Source organism: Shimia abyssi (assembly GCF_003014475.1).
Classification (GTDB): Bacteria; Pseudomonadota; Alphaproteobacteria; order Rhodobacterales; family Rhodobacteraceae; genus Shimia; species Shimia abyssi.
Genome location: NZ_PYGJ01000001.1, coordinates 790,040 through 805,724 on the forward strand (window position 1 = coordinate 790,040; position 15,685 = coordinate 805,724).

Genomic DNA, 15,685 nt, shown 5'->3' on the forward strand with positions numbered 1-15,685 from the left:
AATTTGGCAGCATACGGTCATGAAACACGTTCTGTTGACTGCATGCTTGGCGGCAACGACCGCCGCAGCACAATCGCCGATGTCCGGCTCCGAATTTGAATCATATGTTGAGGGAAAGACTCTCTATTTTGCAGCAGATGGACGGCGATATGGCGTGGAGAAATACCTATCAAATCGCCGGGTCCAATGGTCATTTCTGGATGGACAGTGCAAGGATGGCTATTGGTACGAAGAGGCCAACCAGATTTGTTTCATATACGAAGACAACCCATCACCTCAGTGTTGGACATTTTCCCAAACCTCACAGGGTTTGAGCGCCAAGTTTGAGAACGAAACAGATGGTCGTGTTTTGTACGAAGTCGAATCAGGAGGCGAAGACATGATGTGTCTTGGCCCTGAAATTGGCGTTTAGAACAAGCTGCCTTGGTCCGGAATGTCTTTCGATATCACAGCAGGCTTCACCGTCTTTTTGGCTTCATTCCCAACACCGACATCGACCTTGCCATCAGCAAACTCAATCTCGATTTGACCCGCCTTTTTGGCGCCCTTTACCGTTGTGATCAAATCACCGTCCCCACGCACAACAGCGTATCCGCGCGCCAGGGTTTCAGTGTATCCAAGCGTCTGACGCATCCTTTCCAACGTGTCCACTCGCTCTCGGGAGTTGTCGATCCGTCGTTGTCCGGCGTCTTCCAGTCGACGCGCCAACCCTTCCAAGCGCTCACTGCGACGTGCGGTTTCACGCAAAAGAACATCCGGGCGCAACCGGTCCGCCCTTCGCCCCAAAGCCTGCCGTTTGGTATCGATCATCCTCATCAGAGTGCTGGCACGCAATGACCCACTTGCCTCAGAAAGTTTAACCCGACGCCGCTGTACGCCCGCCTCCAGCGCACGAGGCAATCGGTCTGATGCTTCGTCCAGTCGCTGGCGGGGGGATTGCAGCAATGTCTCTGCTCGTGGCAATGCCCGTGACAGATCGCGCAGCCGTTGTCCGCGCTGACCCACCGAATTGCCCACGGCGCGTGTCAGTCGTGCGTCTTGCTCGTCTACCCACACCAACAACTCCAACCGCACTGGCACCGCCAATTCAGCTGCGGCGGTTGGCGTCGGCGCGCGCTTGTCCGAGACAAAGTCGATCAAGGTTGTGTCCGTCTCGTGACCGACAGCAGATATCAACGCTATCTCGGAAGCCGCCGCTGCGCGCGCCACAACCTCCTCGTTGAACCCCCACAAATCCTCAACACTTCCTCCGCCGCGGGCAACAATCAGCAGATCGGGCCTCGGCATAGCTCCTCCGGGCGTCATCTGGTTGAAACCTTCTATCGCCCGCGCCACTTGCGGCGCACACTGCTCACGTTGCACTGCGACAGGCCAGATTAGCACCTTTCGCGGGAACCGATCCCGCAATCGATGTAGAATATCGCGAATGACTGCACCCGAAAGAGAGGTCACAACCCCGATGACTTCAGGCAGGTATGGCAGTGCTTTTTTGCGCTCTTCTGCAAACAACCCCTCAGCGGCAAGCAACTTTTTGCGTTTCTCTAACATCGCCATCAGCGCGCCTTCGCCGGCTACCGACACATCATCGACGTTGATCTGATACTTGGATTGGCTGCCAAAGGTCGTTAGTTTGCCCGTCACCACTACCTCCATGCCTTCCTCGGGCATCATCGAAAGGCGGCTCACCTGCCCTTTCCAACTCACGGCGGCAATGACCGACCGGTCATCCTTGACGTCGAAATACAAATGCCCGGATCGCGCCAGCATCACGCGTCCGACCTCACCACGCACCCGCACCCGGCCAAACGCCCCTTCGATCGTGCGTTTTAGTGCGCCCGAAATTTCGGACACGCTGAATTCCGGGGCGTTTTCGCCCTCGGCAGGGGAATCAATAAGATCGGACATGAGGCCTCGCTTGTCAGACGTCGCCCCACAGCTTAGAACGCGCAGCAACTAAGGCCAAGCAGAAGGGCGACCCCCATGAACATTCTCATTCTCGGCAGCGGTGGACGCGAACACGCGTTGGCTTGGGCTGTGTTGCAAAACCCAAAATGTGACAAGCTGATTGTGGCGCCGGGCAATGCAGGAATCGCCCAAATTGCCGATTGCGCGAGCATCGACATCGAAGACGGTGGTTCCGTGGTCAGTTTTGCCGGAGAAAACGCGATTGATTTTGTGATCGTCGGCCCGGAAGCACCGTTGGCCGTTGGTGTCGCTGATCGCCTGCGCGAAGCGGGCATTCTCGTTTTTGGCCCTTCAGCAGCAGCAGCAAAGCTCGAGGCATCAAAAAGCTTCACTAAGGAAATCTGCGACGCTGCCAATGCGCCAACCGCAGCCTATGGGCATTTCACCGATGCGGGCGCCGCCAAGGCATACATCCGCGAGCAAGGCGCGCCAATTGTCGTCAAGGCCGATGGATTGGCCGCTGGCAAGGGCGTGATCGTTGCTATGGATGAGCAAACTGCACTTGATGCAATCGACGACATGTTTGGCGGCGCCTTTGGTGGCGCAGGGGCCGAGGTGGTGATAGAAGAATTCATGGACGGAGAAGAGGCGTCGTTCTTTATCCTTTGTGATGGCAAAACCGCCCTGCCTTTTGGCACAGCCCAGGATCACAAACGCGTTGGCGAAGGTGACACGGGCCTCAATACCGGTGGAATGGGTGCGTATTCCCCTGCACCGGTCCTATCCGACGAGATTGCGCAAAAGGCACTAGACGAAATCGTGCGGCCGACAATGGACGAAATGACCCGGCGCGGCACGCCGTATCATGGCGTGCTGTATGTGGGCCTGATGATCAAGGACGGCCAACCCCGCCTTGTGGAATACAACGTGCGCTTTGGCGATCCGGAATGCCAGGTCTTGATGATGCGCCTTGGCGCTCAGGCGATGGATCTGATGCACGCTGCCGCCGAAGAACGTCTAGACGCCGCGCAAGTCAATTGGGCAGACGATCACGCCATAACGGTCGTCATGGCCGCAGACGGCTATCCCGGCTCCTACGAAAAAGGCAGTGTGATCAAGGGCCTCGAAACTTTGACAGGCGACAGCAAAAGCATGGTGTTTCATGCGGGCACCACAGCCATGGATGGCGCGACTACGGCAACTGGGGGGCGTGTTCTGAACGTCACTGCGCGCGGTGCCACACTTCAGGAAGCCCGCGACCGCGCCTATGCCATGATCGATCAAATAGACTGGCCCGAAGGCTTCCATCGCCGCGATATCGGCTGGCGAGCTCTCTGACGTGGCGACGTTCCGTTTTCGGCCTGCACCTGTTCGTTCAGAACGGGTGTTCCAACTGGAATCGGGCATACTGTCATGCTCAGTCGACGACGCTGTCGAATGGACCCTACCCCTCAGCACAGTTCAAAATATCGCTTTTGTGTCTTACAAAGCCCACGGGCGAATGATCTGGCGCCTTGACCTGATTACTCTGAACAGCACGCTTAACGTCACCGGCAACGTGCCAGCAAAAGGTGGGTATATTGACAGTGGATTTACGGAATTTCACGGACTTGTCACCGCACTAGTCGAACACTTCACCACATTCAAACCGGACCTCAAAGTTGTTTTTGGCGAACACGGGCGCGCCCGAACAATCATGTTCATCATCGGGCTATTCTCGGCGCTTGGCGGTGGTGGCCTGTTCGCTACCGCATTGCTCGGCGGCGTTTCTTCGAATCGCATGACCGAAGCTGCCATACCATTCGTCGCCCTATTCATTCTGGGTGGTGTGTTGATCCGTGCGAACCATCCTTGGAAGGCTCCGACCAAGATCGATGTGTCCCTCCTCCCGCAATTACTGACTTACCTTTCAGGCAGCTCGGTAAACAGCGAGCACTGGGAATAATCAGTCCTGACAGAGCAGTGCTAGTTCAAGGCTCTTTTGCCCATGAAACTGGCCTATATCGCGACTGAGCACAGCACCGCTCTCAAGGGTTGAGATCATCACACGACGCCAATCACCGCTTGCGGTCACGATTTCCGGACGGCCAGCACAATGGCGGATGCCTCCCGATATGAAATCTTCGCCGATGCGATGATTGGTCAACCCCGCACGCTCCGCCACAGGTGTTAATTTACCATCCCGAAATTGCCAGATCCGCAATGTTTTTGCCAGATGAGGGCGGTCGATATAGGCCAGCTCGACAAACCCATCCCCGTCCAGATCGGTGGCACCCAGCGGCGCAAGCCACCGGTTCGCTCGCCCAATATAAGGTGTCTGTGCAATCTTTCCTGTATCATCATAGATCGCTAGCGACGCGCCCTGCGATCTGTTGGTTTCGATGACGATGACCTCGTTGTCACCGTCAAGATCCACATCCGCCAACCGAGGTTCCAGATCCTCGAACACACGCGCTTGTGGCAAGGTGAAGGTCACATCTGTTGTCTTGAGCAATGCACAAGCCGGACAGGTGTCGACCTGCATCACCAAGGCGCCCCATTCGATCGCATCTCCAAGAACGCCGTGGCCATATCGATCCGTTGGGGCGTCGTATCTCGCCCCAAGTATCTCGCGCGTTTCCTCGGCGCCAGCGGCCCCCGCCAGCATCATGGATGCCACAAGAACCGCTGGCGGGATCCTCATATCTGTTTTTCTGGCATTTGTACGATCAGGCCGTCCAGATCGTCCGTCACTTTGACCTGACAGGTCAGACGGGAACGCGCGGGATCGGGTTCGTAGGCAAAGTCCAGCATGTCCTCTTCCATGTCGTCCTTTCCAGGTAGCTTTTCTACCCAATCGGGATGTACATAGACATGGCATGTTGAACAGGCGCAGGCGCCGCCACAATCGGCCTCAATGCCTGGAATATTGTTGTCACGCGCGCCTTCCATCACGGTCAATCCGGTGGCGACGTCAACGGTATGTTCGGTTCCGTTGTGCTCGACATAGGTGATTTTTGCCATGCCTGCGGCTCCCTTTGAAATGTTGTCCGCACTTACCTAGTAAAGCAATCACCCTCTCGCTAGTCCCTTTCGCATAGAGTCCCTGATCGGCTTGCGATAAAATCAATTTGTTCTATATTTGTTCTCATGCAGATGACACCCAATCAGCTTCAGCAGGCCTATTGGCCCCGCCCCCCATCCGCGCTGGCCGCAAAGCGGCTGGCCCAACCGCCGAACGGCGCTCGGGTAGCAGTGGCGGGCTTGGTGATTCTACGCCAGCGCCCAGGCACAGCAAATGGTGTCATTTTCCTCACGCTTGAGGATGAGACCGGCGTGGTAAACGTTATCGTCTGGCGTAATTTGTATGAAAAATTCCGCCGTGCGGTCATCGCCGGACGGCTTCTGCGTGTCACCGGGCGCATTCAACGCGAAGGCAATGTCACCCACCTGATCGCCGAACAAGTTGAGGACGTATCCCCCATGCTCGACATGCTTTTGCTTCCTTCTGACTAAAAGTCCACGCCAACGCTTTTGACGCAATACAAAACAGGCTAAAAGGAAATAGTACAACGCAGAGGCCCGAGCATGCCCATCAGATCCGCCCTATTCTTGGCTTGCATGGCACTTGTCGCCTGCCAAGAAAAAATCGCGGACACCCCCTACCTTGCAGCACTAAGCGAGCCCGAAATCGTCCGGGCCGAACATGCTAATGCACCACCAAACGCGCGCCCGGGCAGTTGTTGGGGCCGCGAGGTCAGCCCTGCTGTTGTTGAAACCGTCACAGAACAAATCATCGTGCAGCCTGCCGAAGTTCTTGATGACGGAACCGTACTTTCGCAGGCCATATATCGTACAGAGACACAGCAACGTATTGTAACAGAGCGACGCGAAACATGGTTTGAAACACCCTGCCCCGAGATATGGACAGAAGAATTCACCGCATCTCTGCAGCGCGCATTGCAAGCCCGGGGGATGTTTTACGGTGGAATAACCTCGCAGGCCGACAGCCGTACCCGTGCCGCAATCCGGCGCTATCAAAAGACCGGAGGTTTAGATAGTGCGATATTGTCGCTAGAAAGTGCGCGTCGATTGGGTTTAATCGCCGTGGAGCGCGAATAGAAAAGGGCGCTGAAAGCGCCCTTCTCGCAACTAATGTTTAAGGCGCGTCATCCATCCAAACTAAGAGCGACGAAACGTGGTTCACCTCCGCGTCGCACCAAAAGCAACAACGATTTACGCCCAGCGTCTTTTGCTTCCGCAATACGATCTTCCAAATCAGAAATCGACAAAAGCTTCTGTTGGCTTGCTTCGGTCAGGACATCGCCAGCCCGCAATCCTTTCTCATAAGCCACAGACTCCTCGTCAACAGCGCCAACAACAAGGCCTGTCGTTCCATCATCCAAACCAAGCTCTTCGCGTAGCTCTCCAGTCAGCGGAGCAACGGTCAACCCGAGAATTTCACTCTCTTGAGCATCATTTTCGGGTGCTGGCTGGCTCGCAGGAACAGCCTCTGCTTCTTCGCGGCGACCCAACGTGACCTTCAAAGTTTGCGTTTTGCCATCACGCAGGACAACAACACGGACCGTTTTACCAACTTCAGTGTTTCCAACCTGCTTGACCAAACCACGGACATTTTCAACGTCTCTGCCATCAAAACTCATGATGACATCGCCTGCTTTCATACCCGAGTCTTTGGCAGGACCATCCGGTACATCCGTAACCATGGCCCCAGACGCCGTTTCAAGACCTTCAACGGCCTCAACCATATCCTCAGCAACATCCTGGATCCGCACGCCCAGCCACCCGCGACGGGTTTCGCCAAACTCTTTCAGCTGCGCGACCACCTTGTCCACCACGTTAGACGCCATTGAGAAGCCAATCCCAATCGAACCGCCATTGGGCGAAAGAATCGCAGTGTTTACGCCGACAACTTCTCCGTCCATGTTGAACAGCGGGCCGCCCGAGTTGCCTCGGTTGATGGCGGCATCGGTCTGAATGTAATCATCATAACTACCCGAAAGCGCCCGGTTGCGCGCGGAAACGATGCCAGCAGAGACCGAGAACCCTTGGCCCAGCGGATTACCCATCGCAATGACCCAGTCGCCGACCCGCGCCGTATCGCTGTTGCCAAAGCTCACAAAATCCAGCGGCTCATCAGATTCCACTTTGAGCAGAGCAATATCTGTATTTTTGTCGGTCCCGATCACCTTGGCCGGCAATTCTTTGCCAGAGTAGAACTCAATCAAGATTTCGTCCGCGCCTTCGATGACGTGGTTGTTGGTCACGACGAACCCGTCTTCTGAGATCACGAAACCCGACCCGAGAGCGGATGTGCGACGCGGACGATCTCCGTTCCCTTGACGGTCCTGAAACTCACGAAAGAAATCTTCGAATGGCGACCCTTCTGGAACCACTCCCTGTGGGCCGGTGCGACCTGCCACAACTGTGGACGTCGTGATATTCACCACCGACGGGCTGAATTTCTCGGCCAGATCCGCGAAGCTCTCAGGGCGCGCCTGAGCCGCGATGGATTGCGCCAGCAACAGCACCATCGCCAAAGCAGAAATCCAAACCGCTCGAACATGCGCCAATCCTTGACGCCGAATTGCGACTGCCTGAGTATTCACTCGATTATCTCCTGTATTGTTTTTGAAGCCACATTGATCATCGCTGGAAGCCCAGCCTTTCATGCGGGCACAATTTGAATGTAGGTTCCATCAATCGCAACTCAACGTTTCTCGCTGCATCACAACTCCATGTGATGACACGGTGAAGACTTTGACAATTGGTTTATACATAGCTCTGCGCAAAAATGCGATGACACAAGGGTGTCAAGTTACGCAACTATAACTTCGCGGGCCACACTCATTCGGTGAATGACCATATTGCATATGCAAGCTTAGAGTCCGGATTCCTTTGGCAAATTTTGGTTGCCAAACGTTAATTGACCATAAATGGAACAACAATCCTCACTTGCCTTTAGGCAACTTCTACATTTCCAGACTACGTGTCTAAGTGTCCCAGAAACATGGTGCCTTAACCGAAAATTCAAAATCGAATTGAATCACAAACTCGTGATGCCCGTGTAATCTAGCGCAAGCTGGAATGACATCGGAGCGGCAAAAGTTCGCTCAAAGCTCGAAACCATCACATTTTATGCACCTAAATGCGCAACCCAGATCAGAATCAAACCCAGCACCAATGCCATAACTCCGACATTGCGTCGCTGGTTTTCAGTTAGGCTACGCAATGCCTCAAGCAGGCTCTCCACAAGCGAAGGGGCCAGTGCGTACACCAGCCCCTCGACAATCAAAACAAGCCCAACAGCCAGCAACGCCGTGCTGATCATTAGCGCCCCATATCGCTCTTCAGATAGTTAAAAAACTCGCTATCGGGTGACATCACCATAGAAGAGTTCCCACCCTGAAGGGCGATACGATAGGCATTCAGTGACCGGTAGAACTCAAAGAACTCGGGGTCCGCCCCAAAAGCTTCGGCAAAGATACCATTTCGACGCGCGTCAGCTTCACCGCGAACGATTTCGCTTTGACGATTGGCGTCTGAAACAAGCTCGACCACCGTACGATCGGCTTGGGCGCGGACACGTTGCGCAGCCTCTTCGCCGCGCGCGATCTCATCCGCCGCTTCCCGTTCACGTTCTGCGCGCATCCGGGCAAAAGTCGCTTCAAGGTTGGCCTGCGGCAGATCTGTGCGCTTCAAACGCACGTCGACTACTTCAAGACCAAGGCCCCGAGCTTCAACAATCGCCGCATCGCGGATGCGGTTCATCAGGCTGACACGGTCAACCGAAAGGACCGAATCCGACCGCACCGAGCCCAACACTTCGCGTGTCTCCGAACGCAGAATATTGTCCAAACGACGTTCGGCCAGTTCGATACCACCTGTACCAACGGCTTGCCGGAACTGTGTGACATCAGCAATCCGATAACGGGCGAAGGCATCGACAATCAATCGACGGTCATCCAATGGCGTCACTTCCAGCGGGCCAACTTCACGGCTCAGAATGCGGTCATCATAAGTAACCACTTCTTGAATGAGTGGGATTTTGAACGCTAATCCTGGCTCTTCTTTGACAGTCACAACCCGGCCAAACTGCAGCACCAGCGCCTTTTCACGCTCATCAACGATGAACAGCGACGATAACACCCCAGCAACCAGAATAACCGCAATGGGCAGGAGAAATGTTGTCTTTCTCATATCACTTGTCCCCCTTGCGCAGTTCATTCAGCGGCAGATACGGCACGACGCCCTGTCCACCAGCCGACTCGTCAATAATCACCTTGTCGATATTGCCCAAGACTTCTTCCATGGTTTCCAGATACAGACGTTTACGCGTCACTTCCGGTGCCTTTGTGTACTCTTCCAAAACGGCAGAGAAACGGCTCGCTTCACCTTCGGCTTCGTTCACAACACGTGCGCGGTAAGCCTCGGATTCTTCCAAAATCTGAGCCGCTTCACCACGTGCCCCTGCCAATACTCTATTGGCATATGCGTCCGCCTGTTTTTCCAAACGGTCGCGCTCTTGACTAGCCGATTGTACTTCGCGGAAGGCATCTTTCACCGGGTCTGGTGGATCAGCACCATCAAAGTTGATCCGCACGACATTTACACCGGAATTGTAGGTGTCCAGTGTCGATTGAATCAGCTCTTGCAGTCGATCCGAGATCACACCTCGGTCTCGGTTAAGGATCGGTGCCAGCTCAGACTGAGCGATAATTTCACGCATTGCCGCTTCTGCCACCGCCCGAATTGTTGTCTCCGGGTCGCGCAAGTTAAACAGGAACTGCGCCGGGTCCGAAATGTTCCAAACCACCTGGAAATCAATATCAACGATATTCTCATCCCCAGTCAGCATCAGGCCGTCGGTCGACCGGTTGCTGGATGGAATATCTTCGGTCCGCTCCCGCGAAACAACCACCACTTCAGCCGACACAACAGGCCATGGCGCAAAGTTCAGCCCTGGCTCACCGGTTGCCAAATATTCACCCAGAAACAGCTCAACCGACTTTTCTTCGGGTTTGACCGAATAAAAGCTGGCCGCCCCCCAAGCGATCACAGCAAGACCGATCCCAATTAAGATCGTGCCCTTGGTCAACTTGGGGCCACCGCCGCCTTGGGGCGCACCGCCGCCGGACTGGCCACCGCCACCGCCGCGTCCGCCCATAAGAACTCGCAACTGATCCTGACCTTTTTTCATCAGGTCATCGATATCCGGAATCTGCGAGTTTTCGCCCTCAGGCGGTCGGCGTCCATCACCATTGTTACCACGGTTTCCACCGCCTTGATTGCCGCCCCCTCCCCAGGGGCCGCCATTATTACCTGCCATAAAGGTATATCCCTTTCTTGTAACATCATCGGCGCTGCCTCTAACCTGAGGTCTGCGCCGAAAATTTCAACCCGCCATCATGCGGTTCGTATTGGCGCTTTCATGGTTACGATCTCTTCTGACATAGTCGGATGTACGGCGACAGTCCGGTCAAAATCTTCTTTGGTAGCGCCCATTTTCACGGCAACGCCAGCGAGCTGTATCATTTCACCGGCACCAGGTGCCACAATATGACATCCTAAAACTTTGCGCGTCGCCTGGCTCACGACCAATTTCATCAACACACGCTCTGCACGGCCGGCAAAACTCTGCTGCATAGGTTTAAAGCTCGTCGCGTACACTTCGATCGGTTCCTGATCGGCGGCATCTTCCTCACTGAGGCCAACAGTGCCAATTTCAGGTTGCGTAAAAATTGCAGTCGGAATCAACTCGTGATCCACAGGTGTTGGGTTGCCATTGAACACTGTCTCGACAAAAGCCATACCCTCTCGGATGGCAACTGGTGTCAAATTCACCCGATCTGTCACATCACCCACAGCAAAGATCGAAGGTACGCCGGTCTGGCTGTACTCATCAACTTCTATTTGCCCTTTACGGCCAAGCTTGACGCCAATTCCTTCGAGACCCAGGTCATCCGTGTTCGGACGACGCCCAGTGGCAAACATTACCTGATCAAACAGGCGTTCGTCGCCATTGGTTGATTTCACCCAAATCTTTTCGCCGTCTTTTTTCATCTCCAGCACGTTTGTGCCCAGATGAACATCTATACCGCGCTGGCACATCTCTTCGCAAACCAACCCGCGTGCCTCGTCATCAAAGCCACGTAAAATTTGCGCGCCACGGTAATACTGTGTCGTTTTCACACCCAGCCCATGCATGATTCCAGCGAATTCACAGGCAATATAACCGCCGCCTACAATCAGAATGCTCTCGGGCAGTTTTTCCAAATGGAATATTTCATTTGAGCTAATACCTAGGTTGGCACCAGGAAGTTCGGGCCAAACCGGTCGGCCGCCCATGGCGAGCAGCACGTGTTTGGCTGTCTTGCGCGTTCCATCAGCTAACTCAACTGTATGCGCATCGACCATCTTGGCGCGCATATCAAAAGTCTGAACACCATTGTTGGCTAGTAGGCTACGATAGATGCCTTCTAATCGGTCCAACTCTGCGTGCAGCTTTTCTTTGAAGGCGTCCCAGTTGAACGCACCGGGCGTGATGTCCCAACCATAGGCCTGCGCATCTTCGACCATGCCGGAATACTCGCTGGCAAACACCATCAGCTTCTTGGGTACGCACCCGCGGATCACGCATGTCCCGCCGTAACGGTCTTCCTCAGCCAGTGCCACCTTCACGCCTTCAGCAGCCGCAACACGCGCGGCCCGAACACCACCGGAGCCGCCACCGATGACAAACAAATCATAGTCAAAAGACATCTTTGTAGAATTCCTTAATCCACGAGATCCGTGAAAAGATTGTCAGTTTCAGCGAAGTCCAGCATCGCCTCTTCGATCGTGCCGGCATTGATATCGCGTACTTCCACGCGTCCATCGCCATAGCCGACAATCACAGCGTCACAGATATCTATGAACAGTCCATTTTCAACCACGCCTGGCATCTGGTTCATCACCATCGCCAGTTGGCGAGCATCACCAATTCGGTTCAGGTGTAGATCAAGAATGTGATTTCCTTCATCTGTCACAAACGGCGCATCACCGTTCATGCGCATCGTTGTTCGACGCCCCAGAACATCCATACTCACCAAAGTTTCTTCAATCAGCGCCTGGGTGGTTTGCCAGCCATATGGCACCACCTCGACGGGCAGAGGGAACGACCCGAGCGTCTCCACTTCTTTGCCCACATCGGCAATCACAATCATTTGATCGCTGGCGGTCGCCACAATCTTTTCCTGCAAAAGCGCGCCACCACCGCCTTTTATCAAGTTCAAGTTTTCATCAAATTCGTCCGCGCCATCAATGGTCACATCCAACCAACGTGCCGCATCTAAGCTGATTACTTCAATTCCAACTTCTCGGGCCAATTCGGCAGTGCGCGTCGACGTTGGCACACCTTTGATCTTCAACCCTTCTTCGCGCACCATTTCACCAAGGCAACGCACCAACCACGCAGCGGTCGATCCGGTACCCAATCCGACACGCATCCCATCTTCGACATAATCAGTGGCCCGCTTTGCAGCGACAAATTTGGCCTTGTCGATCGGCGACAGTTCTCCGGTCATTGCGCGATTCCCCAGCATTGCTTTGCAAAGGTTATAGAAAAGAAGCGCGGCGGGGGCGAGTGCCAATTCGATACAACACTCCGTTTCGCGCGGTCAAAGCCTCAAATTCGGCTCTCAATCGAAAAACCGAGCCGTCACGTTCCCAATCATCCAAACACAAAACCGGTTTCGCATCACAATTGAAATGGGTTAGGTGCCATCTCAAAATTACGCAACAACCTCTGCCGCCTCGTGAATGGTGACCCAGCCATCATTATTGATGTCTGCCACAAGCAAGCGCCGCATCGCACTCGCCCTTACCGAAGCGCGGCGAATGGCAATCATGGCAACTATTCCATCGGCATCTATCTGACCGCCCTGCCCAAATCTCAAAACTGCGTTGCTGGCGTGTTCCAATGCTTCTTCAGATTTGCCTTCCAGAGCATCAAAGTAAGCAGTCAACAAGTCATCAACCGCTTCCTGTGCCGACAATGGAAGCAAAACGCTGAACCACGCCACTAAAACCAAAATTGCCGCAAAGGCCAAACGCATACCGAATCTCCCCTTTGGTCAGTGTCCGACGAGGCCCTCTAACAATGCTGTAACCAATCTACTTTGAGCGGATATCTAGCAAAAAATGTCGCTTTAGCTCCCTGTTCCATCCAGCGAGCTGCTAACTTTGCCAGCATCTTATATGACCACAAATCCACTACAGGACGCGCGCCTTATGTTTCTTTCGGTCTTCGACATGTTCAAAGTGGGCGTCGGCCCTTCTTCTTCGCACACAATGGGCCCCATGGTAGCTGCGGCGCGGTTCCTTGATACGATGCGCGCATCTCCATTTGACTTTCATGGATTGCGTGGCTCGCTTCATGGCTCGTTGGCTTTTACCGGCATTGGTCACGCCACAGATCGTGCGACAATTCTGGGGCTCGCCGGTTTCGCCCCCGAAACATATGACAATGATCGTGCTGAAACCGCGCTCGACGCCATCCGCGAAACGCACCAGGTCTCACCGGAGGGACTGCCGCTACTACATTTTAATCCCAAGGAAGACCTGCGCTTTGATTTTGGCCCCAACCTGCCCGGACATGCAAATGGTATGATCCTCATGGCGACGGATGCCCAAGGCGACATCATTCTTCAGGAAACCTACTACTCCATCGGCGGTGGCTTCGTTATGACAGAATCTGAACTGTCGGCAGGTAAAGACGCCGACGAGGGTTCACCAGTGCCCTACCCTTTCAAAACCGCGGAAGAAATGCTGCTGATGTCTAAAACGTCTGGCAAGTCCATTGCTCAAATGAAGCGCGCGAACGAAATCTCGCGTGGCTGCACTGAGAGCCTCGCTAAAGGCTGCGCTCGCATTTGGCAGGTGATGAACGACTGCATCGACAGGGGGTTGAAAACTGACGGCATTTTGCCCGGTGGGTTAAACGTGCGACGACGCGCCAAATCCATCCACGTTGCTCTTCAGGCCGAGCGCGGCATGAACCTAAATGCACCTCATACGATAAATGACTGGATGAGCGCCTATGCTATGGCCGTAAACGAAGAAAATGCCGCCGGGGGTCAAGTGGTCACCGCTCCCACGAACGGAGCCGCCGGTGTACTTCCCGCGGTAATCCGTTACTGGCTCGACCATGTACCAGGAGCCGCGCCTTCTCGCATTGAGGAATTCTTGCTCACAGCTGCCGCAATCGGAGGCTTGGTTAAATTCAACGCGTCCATCTCCGGTGCTGAAGCTGGCTGTCAAGCCGAAGTGGGTTCTGCTTCCGCTATGGCCGCTGCAGGGTTATGCGCAGCTATGGGCGGGACATCGGAGCAAATCGAAAACGCGGCGGAAATTGCGCTAGAGCACCACTTGGGTATGACATGCGATCCGGTCAAAGGTCTTGTGCAAGTTCCATGCATTGAAAGAAACGGTCTTGGGGCGATCAAGGCGGTTTCCGCGGCATCACTTGCACTGCGTGGCGACGGTCAGCATCTTGTCCCACTAGACGCCGTCATTGAAACTATGCGCCAGACAGGCGCAGACATGCATGAAAAGTACAAAGAAACGTCGCTCGGTGGACTCGCCGTCAATATCCCAAATTGCTAGACGCTTGCATTGCCTGTAGCATTAGTGCCGCCGGAATACGCAACCATCGCTGACAAGCTGTGGTGGCGTCACACAAAGCGCGCGTGCTACGTTGAATGCTGCTAGAACTTTGGGCACGTAGTCGCGGGTTTCGGCATAAGGCGGCACACCGTTGTGATTAGTCACAGCATTTTCGCCAGCATTGTAGCCAGCTAGAACCAGTATCGGATCGTGCTCGAACTTTTTCATTAGGAAATCCAAGAATCGTACGCCTCCTGCTATGTTTTGCTGAACATCCATAGCTTCAGTAACCCCAAAGCGCTCCGCTGTTGCAGGCATCAATTGCATCAATCCCTGCGCACCTGCTCCACTCACAACCTCAGCTCTGCCTCCAGATTCGACAGCGATCACCGCAGCGGCCAACGCTGGTGAAACCTCTGTTCCCACTGTCGCCAACAGAATATCCACACCATGCGCGTCAATAATGGCCTGCATATTCCCCAAACGAGGCGATCTGACACCTTTCCCGTGCGGAGGATTGCTCAGCCGGACCAAGGCCGGTTCCAATCGGCCGGGACCAGTTGCCGTAATGTCAGGTGAAACGGTCTCCCAGAACCAGTCATAGCTCTGACCAACAGGCGCTGACACAGCCGTCGAAGTTGACTGAACACTGGGCGATAAAACCTGTGGTGCGTGTGGCTCAATTTGAACCGTGATCCGTTTGCGCTGCCCAGGTTTGGGCGGTTTCACGCGCTTGGCTTCAAAATCAAGGAAGGGAGGCGCAGACTCCGCAAACGACGGAAGCGCCACCCCCACCATGCAAAGAGTGGTTGCAATAAGAATGCGCCAGTTCATTGATCATGCGCCTGTACAGTTCTGCTCACCCAAAACTATCGCAGGAATCGGCCTCTCAAACCAGTATTTAACTCCTGAAATGGTCCAATTGTGTTGCGATTTCGTCCACCAAGCTCAGAGAAATCCCCCATTCTCCTTAAAAACTGGCCATCTTAACAAAAAGCAAAGAAATTCTGAATGATCGAAAATAGTACAACTTGTGCCTGAATCCCGCCCCATTCCTTAGCGATAAATCAATCATACCAAGTCGGACGGGCAACTGAGAGAGACGCCCACTCAATCCGACAAGGTCGATTAAACA

17 protein-coding genes are annotated in these 15,685 nt (G+C 54.3%); 6 read left to right on the forward strand and 11 right to left on the reverse strand.

The window, feature by feature from the left end:
- Positions 1 to 19: 19 nt before the first annotated feature.
- Complete coding sequence (locus CLV88_RS03890; RefSeq protein WP_106607098.1) at positions 20 to 412, forward strand: hypothetical protein; 393 nt, start codon at positions 20 to 22, stop codon at positions 410 to 412.
- Here CLV88_RS03890 and xseA read toward each other — a convergent pair.
- Positions 409 to 1,905: an exodeoxyribonuclease VII large subunit gene (gene xseA, locus CLV88_RS03895; RefSeq protein ID WP_106607013.1), complete on the reverse strand. Its 1,497-nt coding sequence runs from the start codon at positions 1,903 to 1,905 to the stop codon at positions 409 to 411. The genes CLV88_RS03890 and xseA overlap by 4 nt on opposite strands.
- A gap of 75 nt (positions 1,906 to 1,980) precedes the next feature.
- Between xseA and purD the strand changes: the two genes are divergently transcribed.
- Together purD and CLV88_RS03905 are read left to right on the forward strand one after the other, a co-directional pair.
- The gene (gene purD, locus CLV88_RS03900; RefSeq protein ID WP_106607014.1) at positions 1,981 to 3,243 is read left to right on the forward strand and encodes a phosphoribosylamine--glycine ligase; all 1,263 of its coding nucleotides are present in this window, start codon (positions 1,981 to 1,983) and stop codon (positions 3,241 to 3,243) included.
- Positions 3,244 to 3,406: 163 nt separating this feature from the next.
- Positions 3,407 to 3,850, forward strand: coding sequence for a hypothetical protein (locus CLV88_RS03905; RefSeq protein WP_106607015.1), 444 nt, complete (start codon positions 3,407 to 3,409; stop codon positions 3,848 to 3,850).
- On the opposite strand, the gene CLV88_RS03910 is transcribed toward CLV88_RS03905, so the two are convergent.
- Complete coding sequence (locus CLV88_RS03910) at positions 3,851 to 4,588, reverse strand: FG-GAP repeat domain-containing protein (protein WP_243403558.1); 738 nt, start codon at positions 4,586 to 4,588, stop codon at positions 3,851 to 3,853. It abuts the gene before it with no gap.
- Complete coding sequence (locus CLV88_RS03915) at positions 4,585 to 4,908, reverse strand: 2Fe-2S iron-sulfur cluster-binding protein (RefSeq protein ID WP_106607017.1); 324 nt, start codon at positions 4,906 to 4,908, stop codon at positions 4,585 to 4,587. Before CLV88_RS03915 ends, CLV88_RS03910 begins: the two co-directional genes overlap by 4 nt.
- A gap of 126 nt (positions 4,909 to 5,034) precedes the next feature.
- Between CLV88_RS03915 and CLV88_RS03920 the strand changes: the two genes are divergently transcribed.
- Together CLV88_RS03920 and CLV88_RS03925 are read left to right on the forward strand one after the other, a co-directional pair.
- Positions 5,035 to 5,400 (forward strand): OB-fold nucleic acid binding domain-containing protein, encoded by a 366-nt coding sequence (locus CLV88_RS03920; RefSeq protein WP_106607018.1) that lies wholly within the window; start codon positions 5,035 to 5,037, stop codon positions 5,398 to 5,400.
- A 72-nt stretch (positions 5,401 to 5,472) separates the two neighbouring features.
- Positions 5,473 to 6,006 carry a peptidoglycan-binding domain-containing protein gene (locus CLV88_RS03925; RefSeq protein WP_106607019.1) on the forward strand — a complete coding sequence of 178 codons (534 nt, stop codon included), beginning with the start codon at positions 5,473 to 5,475 and terminating at the stop codon, positions 6,004 to 6,006.
- A 47-nt stretch (positions 6,007 to 6,053) separates the two neighbouring features.
- On the opposite strand, the gene CLV88_RS03930 is transcribed toward CLV88_RS03925, so the two are convergent.
- The 7 genes from CLV88_RS03930 to CLV88_RS03960 all read right to left on the reverse strand — a co-directional run bounded on the left by CLV88_RS03930 (position 6,054) and on the right by CLV88_RS03960 (position 13,001).
- Positions 6,054 to 7,514, reverse strand: coding sequence for a Do family serine endopeptidase (locus CLV88_RS03930; protein ID WP_423827722.1), 1,461 nt, complete (start codon positions 7,512 to 7,514; stop codon positions 6,054 to 6,056).
- Positions 7,515 to 8,041: 527 nt separating this feature from the next.
- The gene (locus CLV88_RS03935; RefSeq protein WP_423827723.1) at positions 8,042 to 8,236 is read right to left on the reverse strand and encodes a DUF2065 domain-containing protein; all 195 of its coding nucleotides are present in this window, start codon (positions 8,234 to 8,236) and stop codon (positions 8,042 to 8,044) included.
- Positions 8,236 to 9,105: a protease modulator HflC gene (gene hflC, locus CLV88_RS03940; protein WP_106607021.1), complete on the reverse strand. Its 870-nt coding sequence runs from the start codon at positions 9,103 to 9,105 to the stop codon at positions 8,236 to 8,238. The genes CLV88_RS03935 and hflC overlap by 1 nt, the downstream gene beginning before the upstream one ends.
- 1 nt (position 9,106) lies before the next feature.
- Positions 9,107 to 10,234 (reverse strand): FtsH protease activity modulator HflK, encoded by a 1,128-nt coding sequence (gene hflK / locus CLV88_RS03945; RefSeq protein ID WP_106607022.1) that lies wholly within the window; start codon positions 10,232 to 10,234, stop codon positions 9,107 to 9,109.
- A gap of 77 nt (positions 10,235 to 10,311) precedes the next feature.
- Positions 10,312 to 11,667, reverse strand: a complete 1,356-nt coding sequence (gene gor / locus CLV88_RS03950) for a glutathione-disulfide reductase (RefSeq protein WP_106607023.1) — start codon at positions 11,665 to 11,667, stop codon at positions 10,312 to 10,314.
- Between the two features lie 14 nt (positions 11,668 to 11,681).
- Positions 11,682 to 12,470: a ribose-5-phosphate isomerase RpiA gene (rpiA, locus tag CLV88_RS03955; protein WP_106607100.1), complete on the reverse strand. Its 789-nt coding sequence runs from the start codon at positions 12,468 to 12,470 to the stop codon at positions 11,682 to 11,684.
- Between the two features lie 207 nt (positions 12,471 to 12,677).
- Positions 12,678 to 13,001 (reverse strand): hypothetical protein, encoded by a 324-nt coding sequence (locus CLV88_RS03960; RefSeq protein ID WP_106607024.1) that lies wholly within the window; start codon positions 12,999 to 13,001, stop codon positions 12,678 to 12,680.
- 175 nt (positions 13,002 to 13,176) lie between these two features.
- Between CLV88_RS03960 and CLV88_RS03965 the strand changes: the two genes are divergently transcribed.
- A complete protein-coding gene (locus CLV88_RS03965; protein WP_106607101.1) occupies positions 13,177 to 14,550 on the forward strand; it encodes an L-serine ammonia-lyase in 1,374 nt (457 codons plus the stop codon).
- Between the two features lie 21 nt (positions 14,551 to 14,571).
- Here the strand turns inward: CLV88_RS03965 and CLV88_RS03970 are convergent, their stop codons facing one another.
- Positions 14,572 to 15,384, reverse strand: coding sequence for a lytic transglycosylase domain-containing protein (locus CLV88_RS03970; protein WP_106607025.1), 813 nt, complete (start codon positions 15,382 to 15,384; stop codon positions 14,572 to 14,574).
- Positions 15,385 to 15,685 lie beyond the last annotated feature (301 nt).